The organism is Serratia sp. BNK-17, assembly GCF_048684935.1.
GTDB lineage: Bacteria > Pseudomonadota > Gammaproteobacteria > Enterobacterales > Enterobacteriaceae > Serratia > Serratia nematodiphila.
Genome location: NZ_JBLQTR010000001.1, coordinates 3,376,947 through 3,393,038 on the forward strand (window position 1 = coordinate 3,376,947; position 16,092 = coordinate 3,393,038).

The 16,092-nt window shown below is 64.3% G+C and carries 14 protein-coding genes and 1 tRNA gene; 10 read left to right on the forward strand and 5 right to left on the reverse strand.

Annotated elements, in window-relative coordinates; translation table 11 throughout:
- Nucleotides 1-66 precede the first annotated feature (66 nt).
- Together hchA and ACMGF7_RS16020 are read left to right on the forward strand one after the other, a co-directional pair.
- Complete coding sequence (gene hchA / locus ACMGF7_RS16015; RefSeq protein WP_197798987.1) at nt 67-942, forward strand: glyoxalase III HchA; 876 nt, start codon at nt 67-69, stop codon at nt 940-942.
- Complete coding sequence (locus ACMGF7_RS16020) at nt 939-1,667, forward strand: PA1136 family autoinducer-binding transcriptional regulator (protein WP_197763400.1); 729 nt, start codon at nt 939-941, stop codon at nt 1,665-1,667. The genes hchA and ACMGF7_RS16020 overlap by 4 nt, the downstream gene beginning before the upstream one ends.
- Here ACMGF7_RS16020 and ACMGF7_RS16025 read toward each other — a convergent pair.
- On the reverse strand, nt 1,664-2,554 hold the full coding sequence (locus tag ACMGF7_RS16025; protein WP_197763402.1) for a LysR substrate-binding domain-containing protein: 891 nt from the start codon (nt 2,552-2,554) through the stop codon (nt 1,664-1,666). The two genes, ACMGF7_RS16020 and ACMGF7_RS16025, sit on opposite strands and share 4 nt — an antisense overlap.
- Before the next feature lie 128 nt (nt 2,555-2,682).
- On the opposite strand from ACMGF7_RS16025, the gene ACMGF7_RS16030 reads away from it, so the two are divergent.
- Entirely contained in the window at nt 2,683-3,255 is a 573-nt protein-coding gene (locus ACMGF7_RS16030; protein ID WP_049242427.1) for a hypothetical protein, read from the forward strand.
- A 50-nt stretch (nt 3,256-3,305) separates the two neighbouring features.
- On the opposite strand, the gene ACMGF7_RS16035 is transcribed toward ACMGF7_RS16030, so the two are convergent.
- Entirely contained in the window at nt 3,306-5,012 is a 1,707-nt protein-coding gene (locus ACMGF7_RS16035; RefSeq protein WP_004928658.1) for a hypothetical protein, read from the reverse strand.
- A gap of 453 nt (nt 5,013-5,465) precedes the next feature.
- On the opposite strand from ACMGF7_RS16035, the gene ACMGF7_RS16040 reads away from it, so the two are divergent.
- Nucleotides 5,466-6,356, forward strand: coding sequence for an oxidoreductase (locus tag ACMGF7_RS16040; RefSeq protein ID WP_273874372.1), 891 nt, complete (start codon nt 5,466-5,468; stop codon nt 6,354-6,356).
- Nucleotides 6,357-6,501: 145 nt separating this feature from the next.
- On the opposite strand, the gene ACMGF7_RS16045 is transcribed toward ACMGF7_RS16040, so the two are convergent.
- The 3 genes from ACMGF7_RS16045 to dpiA all read right to left on the reverse strand — a co-directional run bounded on the left by ACMGF7_RS16045 (nt 6,502) and on the right by dpiA (nt 10,570).
- A tRNA-Asn gene (locus ACMGF7_RS16045) sits at nt 6,502-6,577 on the reverse strand.
- Between the two features lie 114 nt (nt 6,578-6,691).
- Nucleotides 6,692-9,781 (reverse strand): beta-galactosidase, encoded by a 3,090-nt coding sequence (locus tag ACMGF7_RS16050; protein WP_420286516.1) that lies wholly within the window; start codon nt 9,779-9,781, stop codon nt 6,692-6,694.
- 102 nt (nt 9,782-9,883) lie between these two features.
- Complete coding sequence (gene dpiA / locus ACMGF7_RS16055; protein WP_004940807.1) at nt 9,884-10,570, reverse strand: two-component response regulator DpiA; 687 nt, start codon at nt 10,568-10,570, stop codon at nt 9,884-9,886.
- Between the two features lie 313 nt (nt 10,571-10,883).
- Between dpiA and citC the strand changes: the two genes are divergently transcribed.
- The 6 genes from citC to citG are packed head-to-tail and all read left to right on the forward strand — an operon-like array spanning nt 10,884 to nt 16,088.
- Nucleotides 10,884-11,954, forward strand: coding sequence for a [citrate (pro-3S)-lyase] ligase (gene citC / locus ACMGF7_RS16060; protein ID WP_028127715.1), 1,071 nt, complete (start codon nt 10,884-10,886; stop codon nt 11,952-11,954).
- Entirely contained in the window at nt 11,954-12,262 is a 309-nt protein-coding gene (gene citD, locus ACMGF7_RS16065) for a citrate lyase acyl carrier protein (protein WP_004940811.1), read from the forward strand. The genes citC and citD overlap by 1 nt, the downstream gene beginning before the upstream one ends.
- A complete protein-coding gene (gene citE / locus ACMGF7_RS16070; RefSeq protein WP_049242419.1) occupies nt 12,246-13,166 on the forward strand; it encodes a citrate (pro-3S)-lyase subunit beta in 921 nt (306 codons plus the stop codon). Before citD ends, citE begins: the two co-directional genes overlap by 17 nt.
- Complete coding sequence (citF, locus tag ACMGF7_RS16075; protein ID WP_028130661.1) at nt 13,166-14,671, forward strand: citrate lyase subunit alpha; 1,506 nt, start codon at nt 13,166-13,168, stop codon at nt 14,669-14,671. The genes citE and citF overlap by 1 nt, the downstream gene beginning before the upstream one ends.
- A 3-nt stretch (nt 14,672-14,674) precedes the next feature.
- Entirely contained in the window at nt 14,675-15,223 is a 549-nt protein-coding gene (citX, locus tag ACMGF7_RS16080; RefSeq protein WP_049242416.1) for a citrate lyase holo-[acyl-carrier protein] synthase, read from the forward strand.
- Nucleotides 15,204-16,088: a triphosphoribosyl-dephospho-CoA synthase CitG gene (citG, locus tag ACMGF7_RS16085; RefSeq protein WP_049242413.1), complete on the forward strand. Its 885-nt coding sequence runs from the start codon at nt 15,204-15,206 to the stop codon at nt 16,086-16,088. The genes citX and citG overlap by 20 nt, the downstream gene beginning before the upstream one ends.
- Nucleotides 16,089-16,092 lie beyond the last annotated feature (4 nt).

Below are 16,092 nucleotides of genomic sequence, written 5' to 3' on the forward strand. Positions count from 1 at the left end.
CATTGCGGCCCTGCCGGCGGTTATTTAAGCTGAATGGGCAATGCAACGGTGAATATGGAGATAATCATGACTGATTCAGTGTCCAACGATCGTAATCCCACCCCGGATGTGGCGGAAGACAACGCGTTCTTCCCATCCCCTTACTCCCTCAGCCAGTACACCTCGTCCAAAACCGACTTCACGGGCGCCAGCTACCCGAACGCCTATCGCGGCGGCAAGTGGAAGGTGCTGATGATCGCCTCGCAGGAGCGCTACCTGCTGATGCAAAACGGCAAGTTCTTCTCCACCGGCAATCACCCGGTCGAGATGCTGCTGCCGATGTATCACCTGGATCTGGCCGGTTTCGAGATCGACGTCGCTACGCCGTCCGGCGATCCGGTGAAGCTGGAGATGTGGGCGTTCCCGCATGAAGACCCAGCGGTCAAGGCCACCTACGAGAAGTACCGCAGCCAACTCAAGCAGCCGAAAAAGCTGACGGAAGTGGTGAAGGATCTGGATGGCGGCAACTACCTCGGCGTTTTCATTCCCGGCGGCCACGGCGTGCTCAACGATATCCCGTTCAGCGAAGAGGTGAAAAAGACGCTGCACTGGGCGCATGACCACGATCGCTACGTGATCTCGCTGTGCCACGGGCCGGCCGGTTTGCTGGCGGCGGGCATCGGCGAGAGCAAAGACGATTTCCTCTATCGCGGCTATGAGATGTGCGTGTTCCCGGATTCGCTCGATACCGGCGCCAACATCGATATCGGCTACATCCCCGGCCCGATGCCCTGGCTGGTGGGCGAACGCCTGCGCGAGTTGGGCGTTAAGATCGTCAATGCCGACATCACCGGCAAGGTGCATAAAGATCGGCGCCTGCTGACCGGCGACAGCCCGCTGGCTTCCAACAACCTCGGCAAACTGGCGGCAGAAACGCTGCTGGCCGACGTCGCCGCGCGATGAGCGACGAGATCGCGCAGCGCGCTTTCCAGACGGCGTTGGCGATGGACCACGAGCGCACCTTGTCCGCCATTCAGGGGCGGGTTCGCGCCTTCGCCGCGCCGTTCGGTTTCAACCGCTTTGTGCTGTTTTCCGCCTCCGCGGCGGCGGAGGCGGGGATCGAGCATATTTATTGGGTCGAGGGCGACTGGTTCGGTGAGGGGGAGGCGGTCGATGCGCTGACCTACGTGCGGCACTGCCCGGTGACCCGGCACATGCTGCGGGCCGCCGAACCGTTCTTCTGGACCAAAACCCGGGCGCAGCAGGGCGAGCGCTATCGGATTGTGCGCACGCCGCGCGGCGCCGGTCTGCACGGCGTGCAGATCCCGGTATTCGGCCCCGCCGGGTTGGAGGGGGCGGTCAGCCTGGGGGGCGAGCGCATCGACGCCTCGCCGCCGGTGCGGCTGGCGCTGTCGCTGGTGGGCGCGGCGGCTTTTCTGGCGGCGCGGCGGCTGTTCGAACCTGCTGCTGGTGAACGGGAGGGCCGGCTGTCGGCGCGCGAGCGCGAGGTGCTGAGCTGGACCGCCATTGGCCGGCGGCAGGCGGATATCGCCGCGATGCTCGGCCTGTCTGAACGCACGGTGGAAAACCACCTGCGGCGCATTCGCCAACGTCTCGGCGCCGCCACCACCGCGCAGGCGATCAGCGTGGCGATCCGCCTGGGGGAAATCGCCCCCGAGAGCCGTTAGCCCGCCGCCATTTGCCGCAGCAGCCACGCGCGCAGCGCCATGATATCGGGGCGCTGCGCGGTCTCTTCGGTGGCCACCAGATAGTAGTTGGCGCCGGGCAATGACATCTCGAACGGCGCCGCCAACACGCCGCGCTGCAACAAATCGCGCGCCAGCAGCCGGCTGGCGATCACCACCCCCTGGCCCGCCACCGTCGCCTGCAGCGCATGGGTCTCGTCGCTGAAGGTCAGCCCGGCTTCTACGTTCAATCCTTCCGGCCCGTAGCGCCGCCGCCAGTTCTCCCAGGTCGGTGAGTCGGCGGGCACCTGCCGATGCTCCACGTGAAACAGCGTCACCCGCAGCAAATCTTCGATGCGCTCCAGCGCCAGCGCCGGGCTGGCCACCACGATAAAGCGATCCTCATGCAGCAGGGTGCAGTGCAGATCGCTTTCCGGCGTTTCACGGTAGCGGATGGCGACGTCCACGGTGCGCTGGCTGAGATCCACCCGCTCGACGCTGGTGTGCAGGCGCAGATCGATGGCGGGAAACTCCGCCTTGAAATCCGCCAGGCGCGGCACCAGCCAGTGGGTGAGAAAGTTGGAGGTGGTGGTGACGGTCAGCGCCGGCGGCTGCCGGGCGCGGGTGATTTGGGCGACGGACTGCTCCAGCGCGGCGAAGGCGCGCTGGGTGCCGGCATACAGGATCTCGCCGGTTTCGGTCAGGCTGACGCCCTGCGCGCTGCGCTCGCACACCCGGCATGCCAGCACCGACTCCAGCAGCTTGATCTGATGGCTGATCGCCGTTGCGCTGACGCCCAGCTCCTCGGCGGCCAGTTTGAAGCTGCGGCAGACGGCCACGGCGTGGAAAGCGCGCAGCGCGCCCAGCGGCGGCAAACGGGTTTTTCTCATGGCTGAATTATTCTCATCCAAGGCTGAAAACTATGAGTTTGTCTTACCGATTATACAAGAGATAGGCTACTGACATGTGAACAGGGAAATGAATTTATTTCATCATTTCCATCATGTCGGAGTGAACGATGAGCCCCTATATCAACAACGGCGCCCTGGGCGCCATGGAACACACGGGAACGGCGGCGAGCACCCTGGCGCTCAGCGTGCCGGTCGCAGCGGGCGCCTTGCTGCTGAGGACCGAAAATCTGCTGGGCATCGGCGCTACCCTGATGCTGCTGACGGCATTGGCGCTGGCGTTTCTCGGCGGCGCCGCGCTGGCCCGCTGGCGGACGCTGCGGAACCGGCCTGCGCTGGCTATTCTCCGCCACGGCTTTTTACTGGCGGCGGCGGGATGGCTATTGATGCTGCTGATGCTGTTCGGCGGCCACGGCTGGCCGGCCCTGCTGCCGGGCCTCGCCCTCGGCGGCCTGGGCCAGGGCGTCGCCTACCGCACGGCAGTGGGGGAGAAAGGCGCACTCGCCGTGGCGTACCGTTTGACGACGGTGGTGACTCTCGTGGCCGTAGTGGTTGCCGCTTCGCTGGTGCAAACCTATGCCGCGCCGGGGATAAAGGGAGCCTGTTTCGCGCTGGCGCTGCTGGTCGATCTGGCGTTGCTGGGGGCGTTGATGGCGCGGATTGCGGAGCGTGACAGGGAGTGAGCCGCCGCGCCGCAGGTAAACAGCCCGCCGGTAAACCCGGCGGGCTTCGCTTAGGCGGCTGCCAGCTCTTGCGGGGCAATGGTTTGCAAACCGACAAGCTGAATGGCCGGCTGCTCCAGATTGATGCCAAAGTATCCTTGATCCCAATTGTAGATATTGACGACGTGCTGATTGAGCGCGCTTTCGCCCTGCATGAATATCGACAGATCCTGCGTATGGGTTTGCGCGTTGTAATTCAGTGAGAAGCTGCTGTTTGATCCTTCGGCGCCGAAGGCCAGCAGGTGGTTATCGATAGACAGGGAGGAGGCCTGTAAAAAGCCCAGCTCGAAGCTGTCGTCGATGTAGATATTGTGGGTCTGCTTCACGGGAATGTTCAGCAGGCTGTTGGGGAAGGGCACATCGTTGGACAGCATGCTCAGGTTTACGCCGAGATAATCCTGCGGTGCACTCCCACCCGGCGCGGTGGTATAGCCGTGCTCGAAGCGAATCTCGCTGGAGCCTTTGCCCAGGTTGACCTCCAGGCCGTTGGCCGGCGTTAGCACCCGATCGTTAAAGGTGACGTTATCCTTAAAGTCCGTCAGCTTCACCGCCTCAATGTTGTACAGCCCGTCCTTGAAGCCATACAGCCCGATGCCGTTTTTCTCGATTACCCCGCGCCCGCCATAGCTGCCCTGGGCGTCAAACTTCAGGTTTACCCCGTGCGACAGGCTGGAATAATCGACCGTATCGTGGCCGCTGCCGCCGTCGATCACCGTCCAGCCGTAGTTGCCGGCGTTGTTTTGCCAGCCGCGCGGCACGCTGATGGTGTCGTCGCCGCTGCCGGTGTTAACGGCGATATTGCCGAACGCCAGCGTGAAATCGTCGTCATGCAGCGTACCGACGCGGTACAGATTAGGCGTGGACAGCACGTCGGCAATGTCGTTGAAAATCGCCGAGCCGATATCCAGCTTGCCGGGGATAATGCTGCCGCCGCCGGTCACGCTGCTGCCGTAGGACTCAGTGTAGAAATCACGCGCCGCCTCGGCGGCCAGGCGGATGGTCTCGTGGCCAATGCCGAGGGTGGTCAAATAGGTGGGCACTTCGCCCGCCAGCAGCGTTTCAACCACGTAACTGAGGTTTTTCATCTGCATGGAGACCTGCGCTGCGGCAATCAGATCGTAAGTCCCGCCTTCCACCTTAAAGGCCGAGGTGTCGTTGGTCGCCACCCATTCGGTAAAGAACGAGGTGTCGCCTAAATAAGAGAACAGCGTGGTGCCGGCCCAGGGGGAATAGTTGGGGGCACCGGTCGAGGAGGCGTCGGTGAACACTTCGGACGCCGCCGCACCGGCGTCGATCAGGCCAACCTCGTGAATATCCGGCACTTTGGCGCTGGTGGGCGGGGCATCCGGCAGCGGCGCATTGGGATCGCTGCTCAGATCGACGCCAAACAGCGTTTTGGCGAAGTTTTTGGCGATGTTGTCGGAGGCATTCTGAATGCGCGCCTCCCAGTCATCGGGCACATGCCCGGTGCGCAGCTCATACTGCAGCTTGGTTTGGTCGCGAATGTAATGGGCAAACGCCCCCTGATTCGAGTTCACGCCATAGGCGCCTTTGATCCAGGTATACACCGCGATATCCACGCCCTCAATGGGTTGGTTGGCATGGTTGGGATCGGTGAGCGCATCGACGGATGCGGCATACACGGCCGGCCAGTCGCCGGCTTTGGCGGCCTCCCAAATCGCTTGCAGTTTTTCTCGGTCGGTAATGACGTAAGCCATATAAACACTCCTTGTTGCTGAGAGATTGCTTTGAAATTCAACATGATGAATGGAAGCGCGCGATGGAATAAACCGAAACCCGAACAGCCAGAAACGCGCATGCCGCGATCTGCAGCGAACGATGGGCAGCAGGCACCCATAGCGAAAGGATAGACGTAACTTACCGAGCGCGAACAATTCGCTTATCGATTGTTTTTACAGGATTATTGCTGTAAATCGGCGGGTTAACCCGCGTATTGGTGCCAGGGAGGGATTTCCGTCAGCTGGGTTAGGAATCTTCTTAGATAAAAGAGTGGGTTTCGCTGGTGGGAGGGGCCGGATAGTTTCCTACAGCTGCGTTTATCTCCTTGCCGCCGTATCATTTACCCTGGCGCCCGCTTATCCTGCATCAGCATTAGCGCGTAACAGAAACAGCGGGCTGATGAACGGTTAATCCAACCTGGAGGACTCGCTATGTCCGATCGCCCTACCATTGCGCTTATCGGCCCCGGCGCCATCGGCACCGCCATCGCCGCGGCGCTTCATGAAGTGGGCCGCACGCCGCTGCTTTGCGGGCGTACGGCCCATCCGCAATTAATTCTGCGCCACGATGAGGGAGAAGTGGTGGTGCCGGGGCCGGTTTTAAGCGATCCGCGTACCGTCGCCCATCCCTACGATCTGGTTTTTGTCGCCGTAAAAACCACTCAGGTGGCCGACAGCGCGGGCTGGCTGGCGGCGTTGTGCAATAAAAACACCGTCGTGTGTGCGCTGCAAAACGGCGTCGAGCAGCAATCTCTGCTGGCGCCTTACGTCAATGGGGCGACGGTGCTGCCCTCCGTGGTGTGGTTTCCGGCGCAGCGCGAGCAAGATGCGTCCGTCAGGCTGCGCGCCACGCCGCGCCTGACGCTGCCGGATGCGCCACAGGCGCAAGCGATCGCCGACGCGCTCTGCGGTTCACGCTGTGCGGTTGAGCTGTCATCGGATTTTCTCTCGATTGCCTGGCGTAAGCTGTTGCAGAATGCGGCTGCGGGGCTGATGGTGCTGGCCAATCGCCGCGCAGGCATGTTTTCGCGCGCCGACATAACGCAACTGGCCCTGGCTTATCTGCGTGAATGCCTGGCCGTCGCGCGCGCGCAGGGTGCGGTGCTTCACGATAACGTGCCGGAGGCGATCGTGGACGGCTTTCAGCGTGCGCCCGCGGATTTGGGCACCTCTATTCTTGCCGACCGGCAGGCCAACCGGCCACTGGAGTGGGACATACGCAACGGTGTCGTGCAGCGTTATGGGCGCTTGCAGGGCATGCCTACGCCGATTAGCGATATCCTGGTGCCGCTGCTGGCGGCGGGCAGTGAAGGGCCAGGGTGATAGCCGGCGGCGCAGGCGTTCGTCGGGCAAGGGTATTTTCGCTGTCAATGCGGTTGGCATTCAGACAGCCGGTTGCCTGCCGCAGCCCAAACCCGCCAACAGCAAAAAGCCCGCTCAGGTTTCCCTGAGCGGGCTTCTCTAAATATGGCTCCTCTGACTGGACTCGAACCAGTGACATACGGATTAACAGTCCGCCGTTCTACCGACTGAACTACAGAGGAATCGTTGGAACGGGGCGAATAATAGCGAGGCGCCGTCGGCATGTCAAAGGAGGATTACACATTCTGTGACTGTTTGCTTACAGAATGCGCAACCCGTTGAGTTTTTTGGCAGATTTAGCCCTCTGGCGCCCGCTGCAGGCGCAGCTGATAGCGGTAAACGCCGGCGGTGAGCAGGTAATCCCGGTGCACGCTCGGGCTCCAGGAGTCGTCGCCGCCTACCCCCATATGGAAACCGTCCAGGTGCAGCCAGGTGCCCGCTTCCGGCTGCAGCAGATGCTGGTGGCTGCAGGCCATCAGCTGTTGCAGGCCGTAGCGGCTGAGCGAGAAGTGGAAGCGGCCGTCGATGCGCCAGCCGCCGTAGCGCAGGCTGCGGGTGTCGCAGCGCAGGCCGTTCTCGCCGGGGAAAATATACGGCGTGTGCAGATCCGCCAGCGGCAGGCGCCAGCGCCCATGCTGCGCGGCCAGGCGGCGATCAGGGTAGTTCTCGTGCGGGCCCAGACCCAGCCATTCCGCCTGCGGCTGCACCGTCGCCAGTTGGCAGTTCAGGCCGATGCGCGCCGGCGGCGGCAGGGCGTCGGCCACCTCGACCTCCACATTCACGCTCACCGCGCCCAGCGCGTCGAACAGCCACTGCTTGCGGCTAATCAGCAGAATCTGCCCGTCCACGCCGAACTGGTGTTCGCTCACCACCCGCACGCCGTTTTGCAGCGCATCCGCCTGCAGCCGCACGCAGTGCTCCTCCAGCCGGTACAGGCCCGCCAGCTTCCAGCGTTCGACCCAGGCGTTGGGATCGATATGGTCCGCCTCGCTGACGCCGATGTCGTTATCGATCGGCGCGCGCGCAAAGCCGTCGCGCAGCGGCGTCAGCAGCTGCGGCTGCTCATTCTGCCACCACTGCGTCAGGTGGCCGCTGCTGCGCTCGAAGCGCCAACGCTGGTCGCCGTGGGTGAGCGTCAGCCCCTGATCGTCTTCAATCAGCGTGGGCGGCACGCCCTGTGCGGACGGCGGCGCGGGATGCAGCGCGCGCGGCACCCGCCACTGATCCCAGGCGCAGCGGTGGTGCGCTTCGGACCAGTCGGTGGCCTGCGGTTGCACCACCTCCACGTTCAGCCACAGCTCGCCGGGCTGATGCAGCATAGGCAGCCGATCGAGCAAGATGAAGCTAGCGCTGCCCTGCGGCGCCAGCGCCAGATCGAAGCTGCCGCTGGCGCGCTCCACGCCGTCCAGCTCCAGCCGCCAGTTGAGCTGTTCGTTGTCGGTGTGGCGGAACAGGTAATCGCTGGTGACGGTCAGCGTCAGCGAGGCGGCGTCGAAGGCGAAGCGGAACAGCTGCTGCGCCCGCTGCGCTTCGAACAGCGCCGGGTGCGGGGTGCGATCCGCGAACACCAGCCCGTTCAGGCAGAACTGGCGATCGTTGGGGGTATCGCCGAAGTCGCCGCCGTAGGCCCAAAATTCCTCGCCGCGCTCGTCGCGCTTGATCAGCGCCTGATCGACCCAGTCCCAGACAAAGCCGCCCTGCAGGCGCGGATGTGCGTGGAACGCGCGCCAGTAGCGCTCAAAGCCGCCGAAGCTGTTGCCCATCGCATGGGCGTATTCGCACAGGATCAGCGGCCGCTGTTCCTCCGGCAGGCCGATCCACTTGCCGATCGCCCATTTGGGCACCGCCGGGAACGGCTGATCCTGATCCACTCGCGCGTACATCGGGCAGATGATGTCGGTGGCGGCGGTGTCGGCGCCGCCGCCTTCATATTGTACCGGGCGGGTCGGATCCTGGCTTTTCACCCAGCGGTACAGCGCGTCGTGGTTCACGCCGTGGCCGGACTCGTTGCCCAGCGACCAGATAATGATGCAAGGGTGGTTGCGATCGCGTTGCACCATGCGGGTGACGCGCTCGCTCATCGCCGGCAGCCACAGCGGATCGTCAGCCAGGCGGTTCATCGGCTGCATGCCGTGGGTCTCGATATTGGCTTCGTCCACCACGTACAGCCCGTAGCGGTCGCACAACCGATACCACAGCGGGTGGTTGGGATAATGCGAGCAGCGCACCGCGTTGAAGTTGTGTTGCTTCATCAGCAGGATGTCGTGGCGCATCGTCGCCTCGTCCATCACCTGGCCGTGGCGCGGATGATGCTCGTGGCGGTTAACGCCGCGGATCAGCAGCGGCTGCCCGTTGAGCTTCAACAGCCCGCCGCTGATTTCCACCTGGCGGAAGCCAACGTCAGAGGCCTCCACCTCGATAATTTCTCCTGTGGGCGAGAGCAGGGCGACGGTGGCGCGATACAGCGCGGGCGTTTCGGCGCTCCACAGCGCCGGGCGTTCCACCGGCAGGCGCAGCGTGACGCGATCGTCATAGGCGCCGCGTTCGTCCACGATCTCGCCGCCGAGCGGCTGGGTGCGCTCGGCCACCCGCGCACCATCGCGCCACAGCTGCACCTGCACCTGCAGCGGGCCGGGCCGGCTGGCGCGCGCCGTCACCACCAGTTCGCCGCGGGTAAAGCCGTCATGCAGCGGGGTGGTGATGCGCACATCGCTCAGGTGCGCGGCGGGTTTGTGCAGCAGGCTGACGTCGCGGAAGATGCCGCTCATGCGCCACATGTCCTGATCTTCCAGATAACTGCCGTCGCACCAGCGCAGCACCATCACCGCCAGCCGGTTTTCACCCGGCTGCAGCCACGGGCTGAGATCGAACTCCGCCGGCAGGCGGCTGTCCTGCGAATAGCCCACCCAGTAGCCGTTGCACCATAAATAGAACGCCGAGTTGACGCCGTCGAAGATGACGCGCGTCTGGCCGGCGGCCAGCCAGGCCGGATCGACGCTGAAGGCGCGCGAGTAGCAGCCGGTCGGGTTGTCTTCCGGCACGCGCGGCGGATCGACCGGGAACGGGTAGCGCACGTTGGTGTAGATTGGCGCGTCGTAGCCGGCGAGCTGCCAGTTGCCCGGCACCGCCAGCGGGGCGGCGTCCGGCAGATCTTGCTGCAGCCAGCCTTCCGGCGCCGCCTCTGGGCGCGGGAAGTAGCTGAAACGCCACTCGCCGTTCAGTGACCGGCGGCTGGCGCTGGGGGCATCGTTGCGCGCGTCTTCCACCGTGCGCCAGCTGGCGAACGGCGGGTGGGCGTCCAGCCGGCGGTAGTGGGTGCAGGCGGGGTTTTGCCAGTCACGGCGGGCGAGGATCTCGGACAGGGAAGCTAGGGGTTCAGCGGGCATCGGCGATCGTCCAGTCGGCTAGGTGATGCTCACCAAGATGCTGACCGGCGCATAAAAAGTAAAGCGGTTACACGCAACCTTGCAAGGGCGATCAAATAACCGCTAATGCGGCTCGCCGGCGCGGTAGATCCGCTGTGGGCGGCCCACCTTGCCGTAAATGATCTCGGCGCGCAGCTGCTGCGCGGCGGTGCAAAACTCCAGATAACGGCGCGCGGTGGTGCGGCTGAGCCCCATTTTTTGCGCAACGCTTTCAGCGGTGTGGCGCGCGGCGGGCTCGGCGAACAGCGCGCGGATCTTGCCGAGCGTCAGCTCGTCGATGCCGGCGGGCAACGCCGCCTGCTGTTCGCCGCGGGCGTAGGTGTTGAACATCTCGTCAATGCGGCGCTGGTTGAGGCGCGCTTTGTCTTTCAGCGCTTCGCGGCGTTGGCTGAAGCGCTGCAGGGTCTGGCTCAGCCGGTCATAGGCCAGCGGTTTGATCAGGTAGTCGAACACGCCGTAGCGCAACGCCTCGGCCACGGTGGCCATGTCGCTGGCGGCAGTGATGAACACGATGCCGCCACGATAGCCGCTCAGCGTCAGTTCGCGCAGCAGGGTGATGCCCTGGCCGTCGGGCAGAAAGTTGTCCAGCAGGATCAGGTCCGGCTTGAAGCGTTCGGTCATGGCGCGCGCCTGCGCCAGCGTGCCGGCCAGCCAAATCTGGCGGCAGCCGCCGTTCTGGCGGATAAACTCCGCGTGCATCTCCGCCAGCGGCGTTTCGTCTTCAACGATCAGGATGTTCAGCCATTCCATAGTGCGACCCGTAATTGCAATAAAAATGCTAAGTGAATGTAAGTGAATTGCGGCGCCAAATAAAGATTATCTCAATAATAAACACCATAAGATTAATTAAGTAAATAAAGAACATTAAATAACTTATTAACCGGGATCGGTTTGTGAAATAGGTCAATAATCGGCGTTTTTTTTCTGCTTACCATGGGCTTATTGAATGAGAGGGTGATTTTATCTTTATGGTTTTTAAGGTTTTAATTGCCATTTCTGATGTTAATTAAAATGCCTTTTTGTATTTCATTTGTTGTTTGCCAGTTAACCCAGAGAGCGTGTTATGTTAGGCGATGCCGTATTTAATCGGGTAAAGCGATCGGATCATAAAGCGATTTCAGAAATAAGCGCCTTCTTGCGCAGTAACGATCTGAATATCGATACCACGGTTGAAATATTTATTACCGTTACCCAGCACGACAAATTGGTCGCCTGCGGCGGCATCGCCGACAATATTATCAAATGCGTCGCCATCAGCCCGCTGATGCGCGGCGAAGGCTTGGCGCTGGCGCTGGCGACCGAGCTGGTGAACCTGGCCTATGAGCGCCATCACACCCAGCTGTTTATCTACACAAAGGTGCAGAACGAGCCGCTGTTCCGCCAGTGCGGTTTCTACCCGATCGCCACCGTGCCGGGCATCGTGGTGCTGATGGAAAACAGCCCGTGCCGCCTGAAGCGCTACGCCGCCCAGCTGGCGAGCCAGCGCCGGCCGGGCGAGACCATCGGCAGCATCGTGATGAACGCCAACCCCTTCACTCGCGGGCATCAGTATCTGGTGCGTCAGGCGGCCAAACGCTGCGACTGGCTGCACCTGTTTCTGGTGAAGGAAAACACCTCGCGCTTCAGCTATGAAGACCGGCGCCGGCTGGTGCTGGCCGGCACCGCCGATATCCCCAACCTCACGGTACACGAAGGCTCGCAGTACGTGATCTCGCGCGCCACCTTCCCCTGTTACTTCATCAAGGACCAGGGCGTGGCCGACGACTGTTACACCGAAATCGATCTGAAGATCTTCCGCCAGTATCTGGCGCCCGCGCTGGGCATTACCCACCGCTTCGTCGGCAACGAGCCGTTCTGCGCGGTGACCGCGAAATACAACCGCGACATGCGCTACTGGCTGGAAACGCCGGCGCTGCCCAGCCCGCCGATCGCGCTGGTGGAAATCGAGCGTTTGCAATATCAGGGCACGGCGATCTCCGCCTCCTGGGTGCGCAAGCTGCTGGCGGCGGGGGACTTCCACGCTGCCGCGCCGCTGGTGCCGCCGGACACCCTGTACTACCTGCAGGATCTGCAAACGCAGCGCCGGGCCAAGGCGGCCCCGCATCCTTTTGAGTCCGCACAATCAGGTGAATGATGAAAATTATCCGAGAAGCAATGGCCGGCACGCTGGAATCCAGCGATGTCATGGTGCGCATCGCGCCCGCCGAGGGGCCGCAGCACGATCTGCTGATCGCCAGCAGCGTGGAAAAACAGTTCGGCGCGGCGATCCGTCGCACCCTGCTGGAAGTGCTGCAGCGTTATGAGGTGGAACCGGTGCAGGTGATCGTCGACGACAAAGGGGCGCTGGACTGCGTGCTGCGCGCCCGGCTGGAAACCGCGCTGATGCGCGCCTGCGAGGGTGGCCAACTGCCGTGGGAGGCGAAAGATGAAAACGCTGAATAAAACCCGGCTGCGCCGCAGCATGTTGTTCGTCCCCGGCGCCAACGCGGCGATGGTCAGCAACGCCTTTATCTATCAGGCCGATGCGCTGATGTTCGATCTGGAAGACTCGGTGATCCTGCGTGAAAAAGACGCGGCGCGCCGGCTGGTGTACCACGCGCTGCAGCACCCGCTGTACCAGGAGGTGGAAACCATCGTGCGCGTCAATGCGCTCGACTCCGTCTACGGCCTGGCGGACCTGCAGGCGGTGGTGCGCGGCGGCGCGGACATCGTGCGCCTGCCGAAGACCGACAGCGCGCAGGACGTTATCGACATGGAGCGCGAGATTGCCGCCATCGAAGCGGCCTGCGGCCGGCCGGTCGGCAGCACCGGGCTGCTGGCGGCGATCGAATCGGCGCAGGGCATCACCAACGCGGTGGCGATCGCGCACGCTTCGCCGCGTCTTATCGGCATCGCGCTGGGGGCGGAAGACTATGTACGCAACCTGCGCACCGAACGTTCGCCGGAAGGCATTGAGCTGCTGTTCGCCCGCTGCTCGCTGCTGCAGGCGGCGCGCGCCGCCGGCATTCAGGCGTTCGACACCGTCTACTCCGACGCCAACAACGAGGCCGGTTTCCTGCAGGAGGCGGCGCTGATCAAACAGCTCGGCTTCGACGGCAAATCGCTGATCAACCCGCGCCAAATTGAGCTGCTGCACAACCTGTACGCGCCGACCGCCAAAGAGGTGGCGCACGCGCAGCGGGTGGTGGACGCCGCCGAAGCGGCGGAGCGGGAGGGACGCGGCGTGGTGTCGCTGAACGGAAAAATGGTCGACAGCCCGGTGATTGAACGCGCCCGGCTGGTGCTGGAGCGCGCCGCGCTGTCCGGCTTACGGGAAGAACCGGCGCAGCACGGGGAGGAAGCATGATGAACCGCCAACAACGATTGATGACCTTTGCCAACCCGGCGGATCTGCCGGGCTATCAGGACGTTTCCAAAGCCAACCTGCAGGCGCGCAAACCGCGCGATCTCAAGCTGTGCGACTCCTTGCAGGAAGCGGTGCGCCGCAGCGGGCTGCAGGACGGCATGACCATCTCCTTCCACCATGCGTTTCGCGGCGGCGATCTGGCGCTCAATCAGGTGATGGAGACGCTGGCGGCGATGGGGTTCCGCAACCTGACGCTGGCCTCCAGTTCGCTGACCGATTGCCATGCGCCGTTGGTTGAGCATATCCGCCACGGCGTGGTGAGCCGCATTTACACTTCCGGGCTGCGCGGCCCGCTGGCGGACGCCGTTTCGCGCGGGCTGCTGGCGGAGCCGGTGCAAATTCATTCGCACGGCGGCCGGGTCAACCTGATCGAATCCGGCGAGCTGAAGATAGACGTGGCCTTCCTCGGCGTGCCGGCCTGCGATGAGTTCGGCAACGCCAACGGCTACAGCGGTGAAGCCTGCTGCGGCTCGCTCGGCTATGCGCGGGTGGACGCCGAGGCGGCGGGCACCGTGGTGCTGCTGACCGAGCAACTGGTGCCGTATCCGCATCATCCCGCCAGCCTGGCGCAGGATCGGGTGGATCTGATCGTGCAGCTGGAGCGGGTGGGCGATGCCGACAAGATCGGCGCTGACGCCACGCGCATGACCTCGAACCCGCGCGAGCTGCTGATCGCCCGCCGCGCCGCCGAGGTGATCGCCGGTTCCGGCTACTTCACCGAAGGCTTCTCGCTGCAAACCGGCACCGGCGGCGCCTCGCTGGCGGTGACCCGGTTCCTGGAGGACAAGATGCGCGCCCGCGGCATTCGCGCCGCGTTCGCCCTCGGCGGCATCACCTCGACCATGGTGGATCTGCATGAGAAAGGGCTGATCGGCAAGCTGCTGGACGTGCAGAGCTTCGATCGGGCGGCGGCGACCTCGCTGGCGCGCAACCCGCGCCATATCGAAATCAGCGCCAACCAGTACGCCAACTTCAGCTCCAAGGGCGCCTCGGTCGATCGGCTCGACGTGGTGGTGCTGAGCGCGCTGGAAATCGACACCGGCTTCAACGTTAACGTGCTGACCGGCTCCGACGGCGTGCTGCGCGGCGCGTCCGGCGGCCACTGCGACACCGCCGCCGCCGCGCGGCTGGCGATCATCGTCGCGCCGCTGGTGCGCGGGCGCATCCCGACGCTGGTGGAGCAGGTGACCACCTGCGTCACGCCGGGCTCCAGCATCGACATTCTGGTGACCGACCACGGCATCGCCGTCAACCCGGCGCGGCCGGAGCTGGCGCAGCGCCTGCGGGAGGCCGGGCTCGAGGTGGTGAGCATCGACTGGCTGCGCGCCCGCGCGCTGCAGCTGACCGGCGAACCGCAGCCGATCGCCTTTACCGACAAGGTGGTGGCGGTGGTGCGCTACCGCGACGGTTCGGTGATCGACGTGGTGCATCAGGTGGCGGAGTAACCGATGGCCGCCGTCGATCCTCAACTGGCCGCCGAACGCGCGGTCAGCCTGCCGGAGCTGCTCACCAGCCGTGAATGCCGCCAGGCGCGCCAGCAGGCGTGGCTGGCGCAGCACCAGTGCACGCTGCTGGTGCTGACGCTGGTCGTCCCCGGCCCGGTGAAGGACAGCGCGCTGACGCGCGGCATCTTCAACCTCGGCTGGGCGGCGCTGCTGCGGCTGTGCGCCGAACAGGGCTGGCCCAGCCCGCAGGCCGAAGCGCTGGCGCTCGCCACCGGCTGCGAAGGGTTTGTGGCGCTGCGCGCCGACGCCCAGCGGGTGAAAGATTGCGCCATGCAGCTGGAGGTGAGCCGCCCGATCGGCCGGCTGTGGGACATCGACGTGCTGGATACGCAGGGGCGCATTTTGTCGCGCCGCGATATCGGCATGCCGGAACGGCGCTGCCTGCTGTGTGGCCAACCGGCCAAGATCTGCGCCCGCCAGCGGCGGCATAGCAGCGAGCAGCTGCTGCATGAAATGGAAAGGATGTTCAACGATGCGCTCTCTGCCGATTAATCTGCCCGCCCCCCGTGCCGAACCGGCCTGCGACTTCGCCCGCGCTGCCTTTCGCGCGCTGCTGGTGGAAGTCAACCTCACGCCCAAGCCGGGGCTGGTGGATCGCCATAACACCGGCGCCCACCGCGATATGGATCTCGGGCATTTCTACCGCAGCGCCCGCGCTATCGGCGTGTGGCTGCCGCGCTTTATCCAGCGCGGGCGCGAAGACGCGGCTCTGCCGGCAGTGCAGCAGCTGGCGCGGCTGCGGCCGCTCGGCCTGGCCTGCGAAAACCAGATGTTTCGCGCCACCGGCGGCATTAACACCCACAAGGGCAGCGTGTTCTCGCTCGGGTTGCTGTGCGCCGCCTTTGGCCGCCTGCAGCAGCAGGGGCGCGCCATCGGCGCAGCGGCGCTGTGCGCCGAAACGGCGGCGATGTGTCGGGGGCTGGTGGACCGCGAGCTGCGGCGCAACAACGCCGGGCAGACCGCCGGTCAGCGGCTGTTCGCTGCCTACGGCCTCAGCGGCGCGCGCGGCGAGGCGGAGGCCGGTTTTCGGCTGGTGCTGGACGGCGCGCTGCCGCTGTATCGGCAACGGTTGGCCGCCGACGGCGACGAACAGCGGGCGCTGCTGGACAGTCTGCTGTGGCTGATGGCCCACAACGGTGACACCAACGTCGCCTCGCGCGGCGGCATGCACGGACTGCGTTGGCTACGGCGCCGGGCGGCGTTGCTGCTGGCGCAGGGCGGTTCGGCCGGGGAGGCGGGCCTGGCACGCCTGCGGCGCTTCGATGCCGACTGCATCGCCCGCAACCTCAGCCCCGGCGGCAGCGCCGACCTGTTGATAGTGACCTGGCTGCTGGCGCAGCTGGGTGCCCAAGAATAATAAC

Coding starts and splice junctions, on each gene's coding strand:
- citD (WP_004940811.1), top strand. CDS start 11,954: ATGAAAATTATCCGAGAAGCAATGGCCGGCACGCTGGAATCCAGCGAT.
- ACMGF7_RS16050 (WP_420286516.1), bottom strand. CDS start 9,781: ATGCCCGCTGAACCCCTAGCTTCCCTGTCCGAGATCCTCGCCCGCCGT.
- hchA (WP_197798987.1), top strand. CDS start 67: ATGACTGATTCAGTGTCCAACGATCGTAATCCCACCCCGGATGTGGCG.
- dpiA (WP_004940807.1), bottom strand. CDS start 10,570: ATGGAATGGCTGAACATCCTGATCGTTGAAGACGAAACGCCGCTGGCG.
- citC (WP_028127715.1), top strand. CDS start 10,884: ATGTTAGGCGATGCCGTATTTAATCGGGTAAAGCGATCGGATCATAAA.
- ACMGF7_RS16035 (WP_004928658.1), bottom strand. CDS start 5,012: ATGGCTTACGTCATTACCGACCGAGAAAAACTGCAAGCGATTTGGGAG.
- citE (WP_049242419.1), top strand. CDS start 12,246: ATGAAAACGCTGAATAAAACCCGGCTGCGCCGCAGCATGTTGTTCGTC.
- ACMGF7_RS16040 (WP_273874372.1), top strand. CDS start 5,466: ATGTCCGATCGCCCTACCATTGCGCTTATCGGCCCCGGCGCCATCGGC.
- ACMGF7_RS16020 (WP_197763400.1), top strand. CDS start 939: ATGAGCGACGAGATCGCGCAGCGCGCTTTCCAGACGGCGTTGGCGATG.
- citX (WP_049242416.1), top strand. CDS start 14,675: ATGGCCGCCGTCGATCCTCAACTGGCCGCCGAACGCGCGGTCAGCCTG.
- ACMGF7_RS16025 (WP_197763402.1), bottom strand. CDS start 2,554: ATGAGAAAAACCCGTTTGCCGCCGCTGGGCGCGCTGCGCGCTTTCCAC.
- ACMGF7_RS16030 (WP_049242427.1), top strand. CDS start 2,683: ATGAGCCCCTATATCAACAACGGCGCCCTGGGCGCCATGGAACACACG.
- citG (WP_049242413.1), top strand. CDS start 15,204: ATGCGCTCTCTGCCGATTAATCTGCCCGCCCCCCGTGCCGAACCGGCC.
- citF (WP_028130661.1), top strand. CDS start 13,166: ATGAACCGCCAACAACGATTGATGACCTTTGCCAACCCGGCGGATCTG.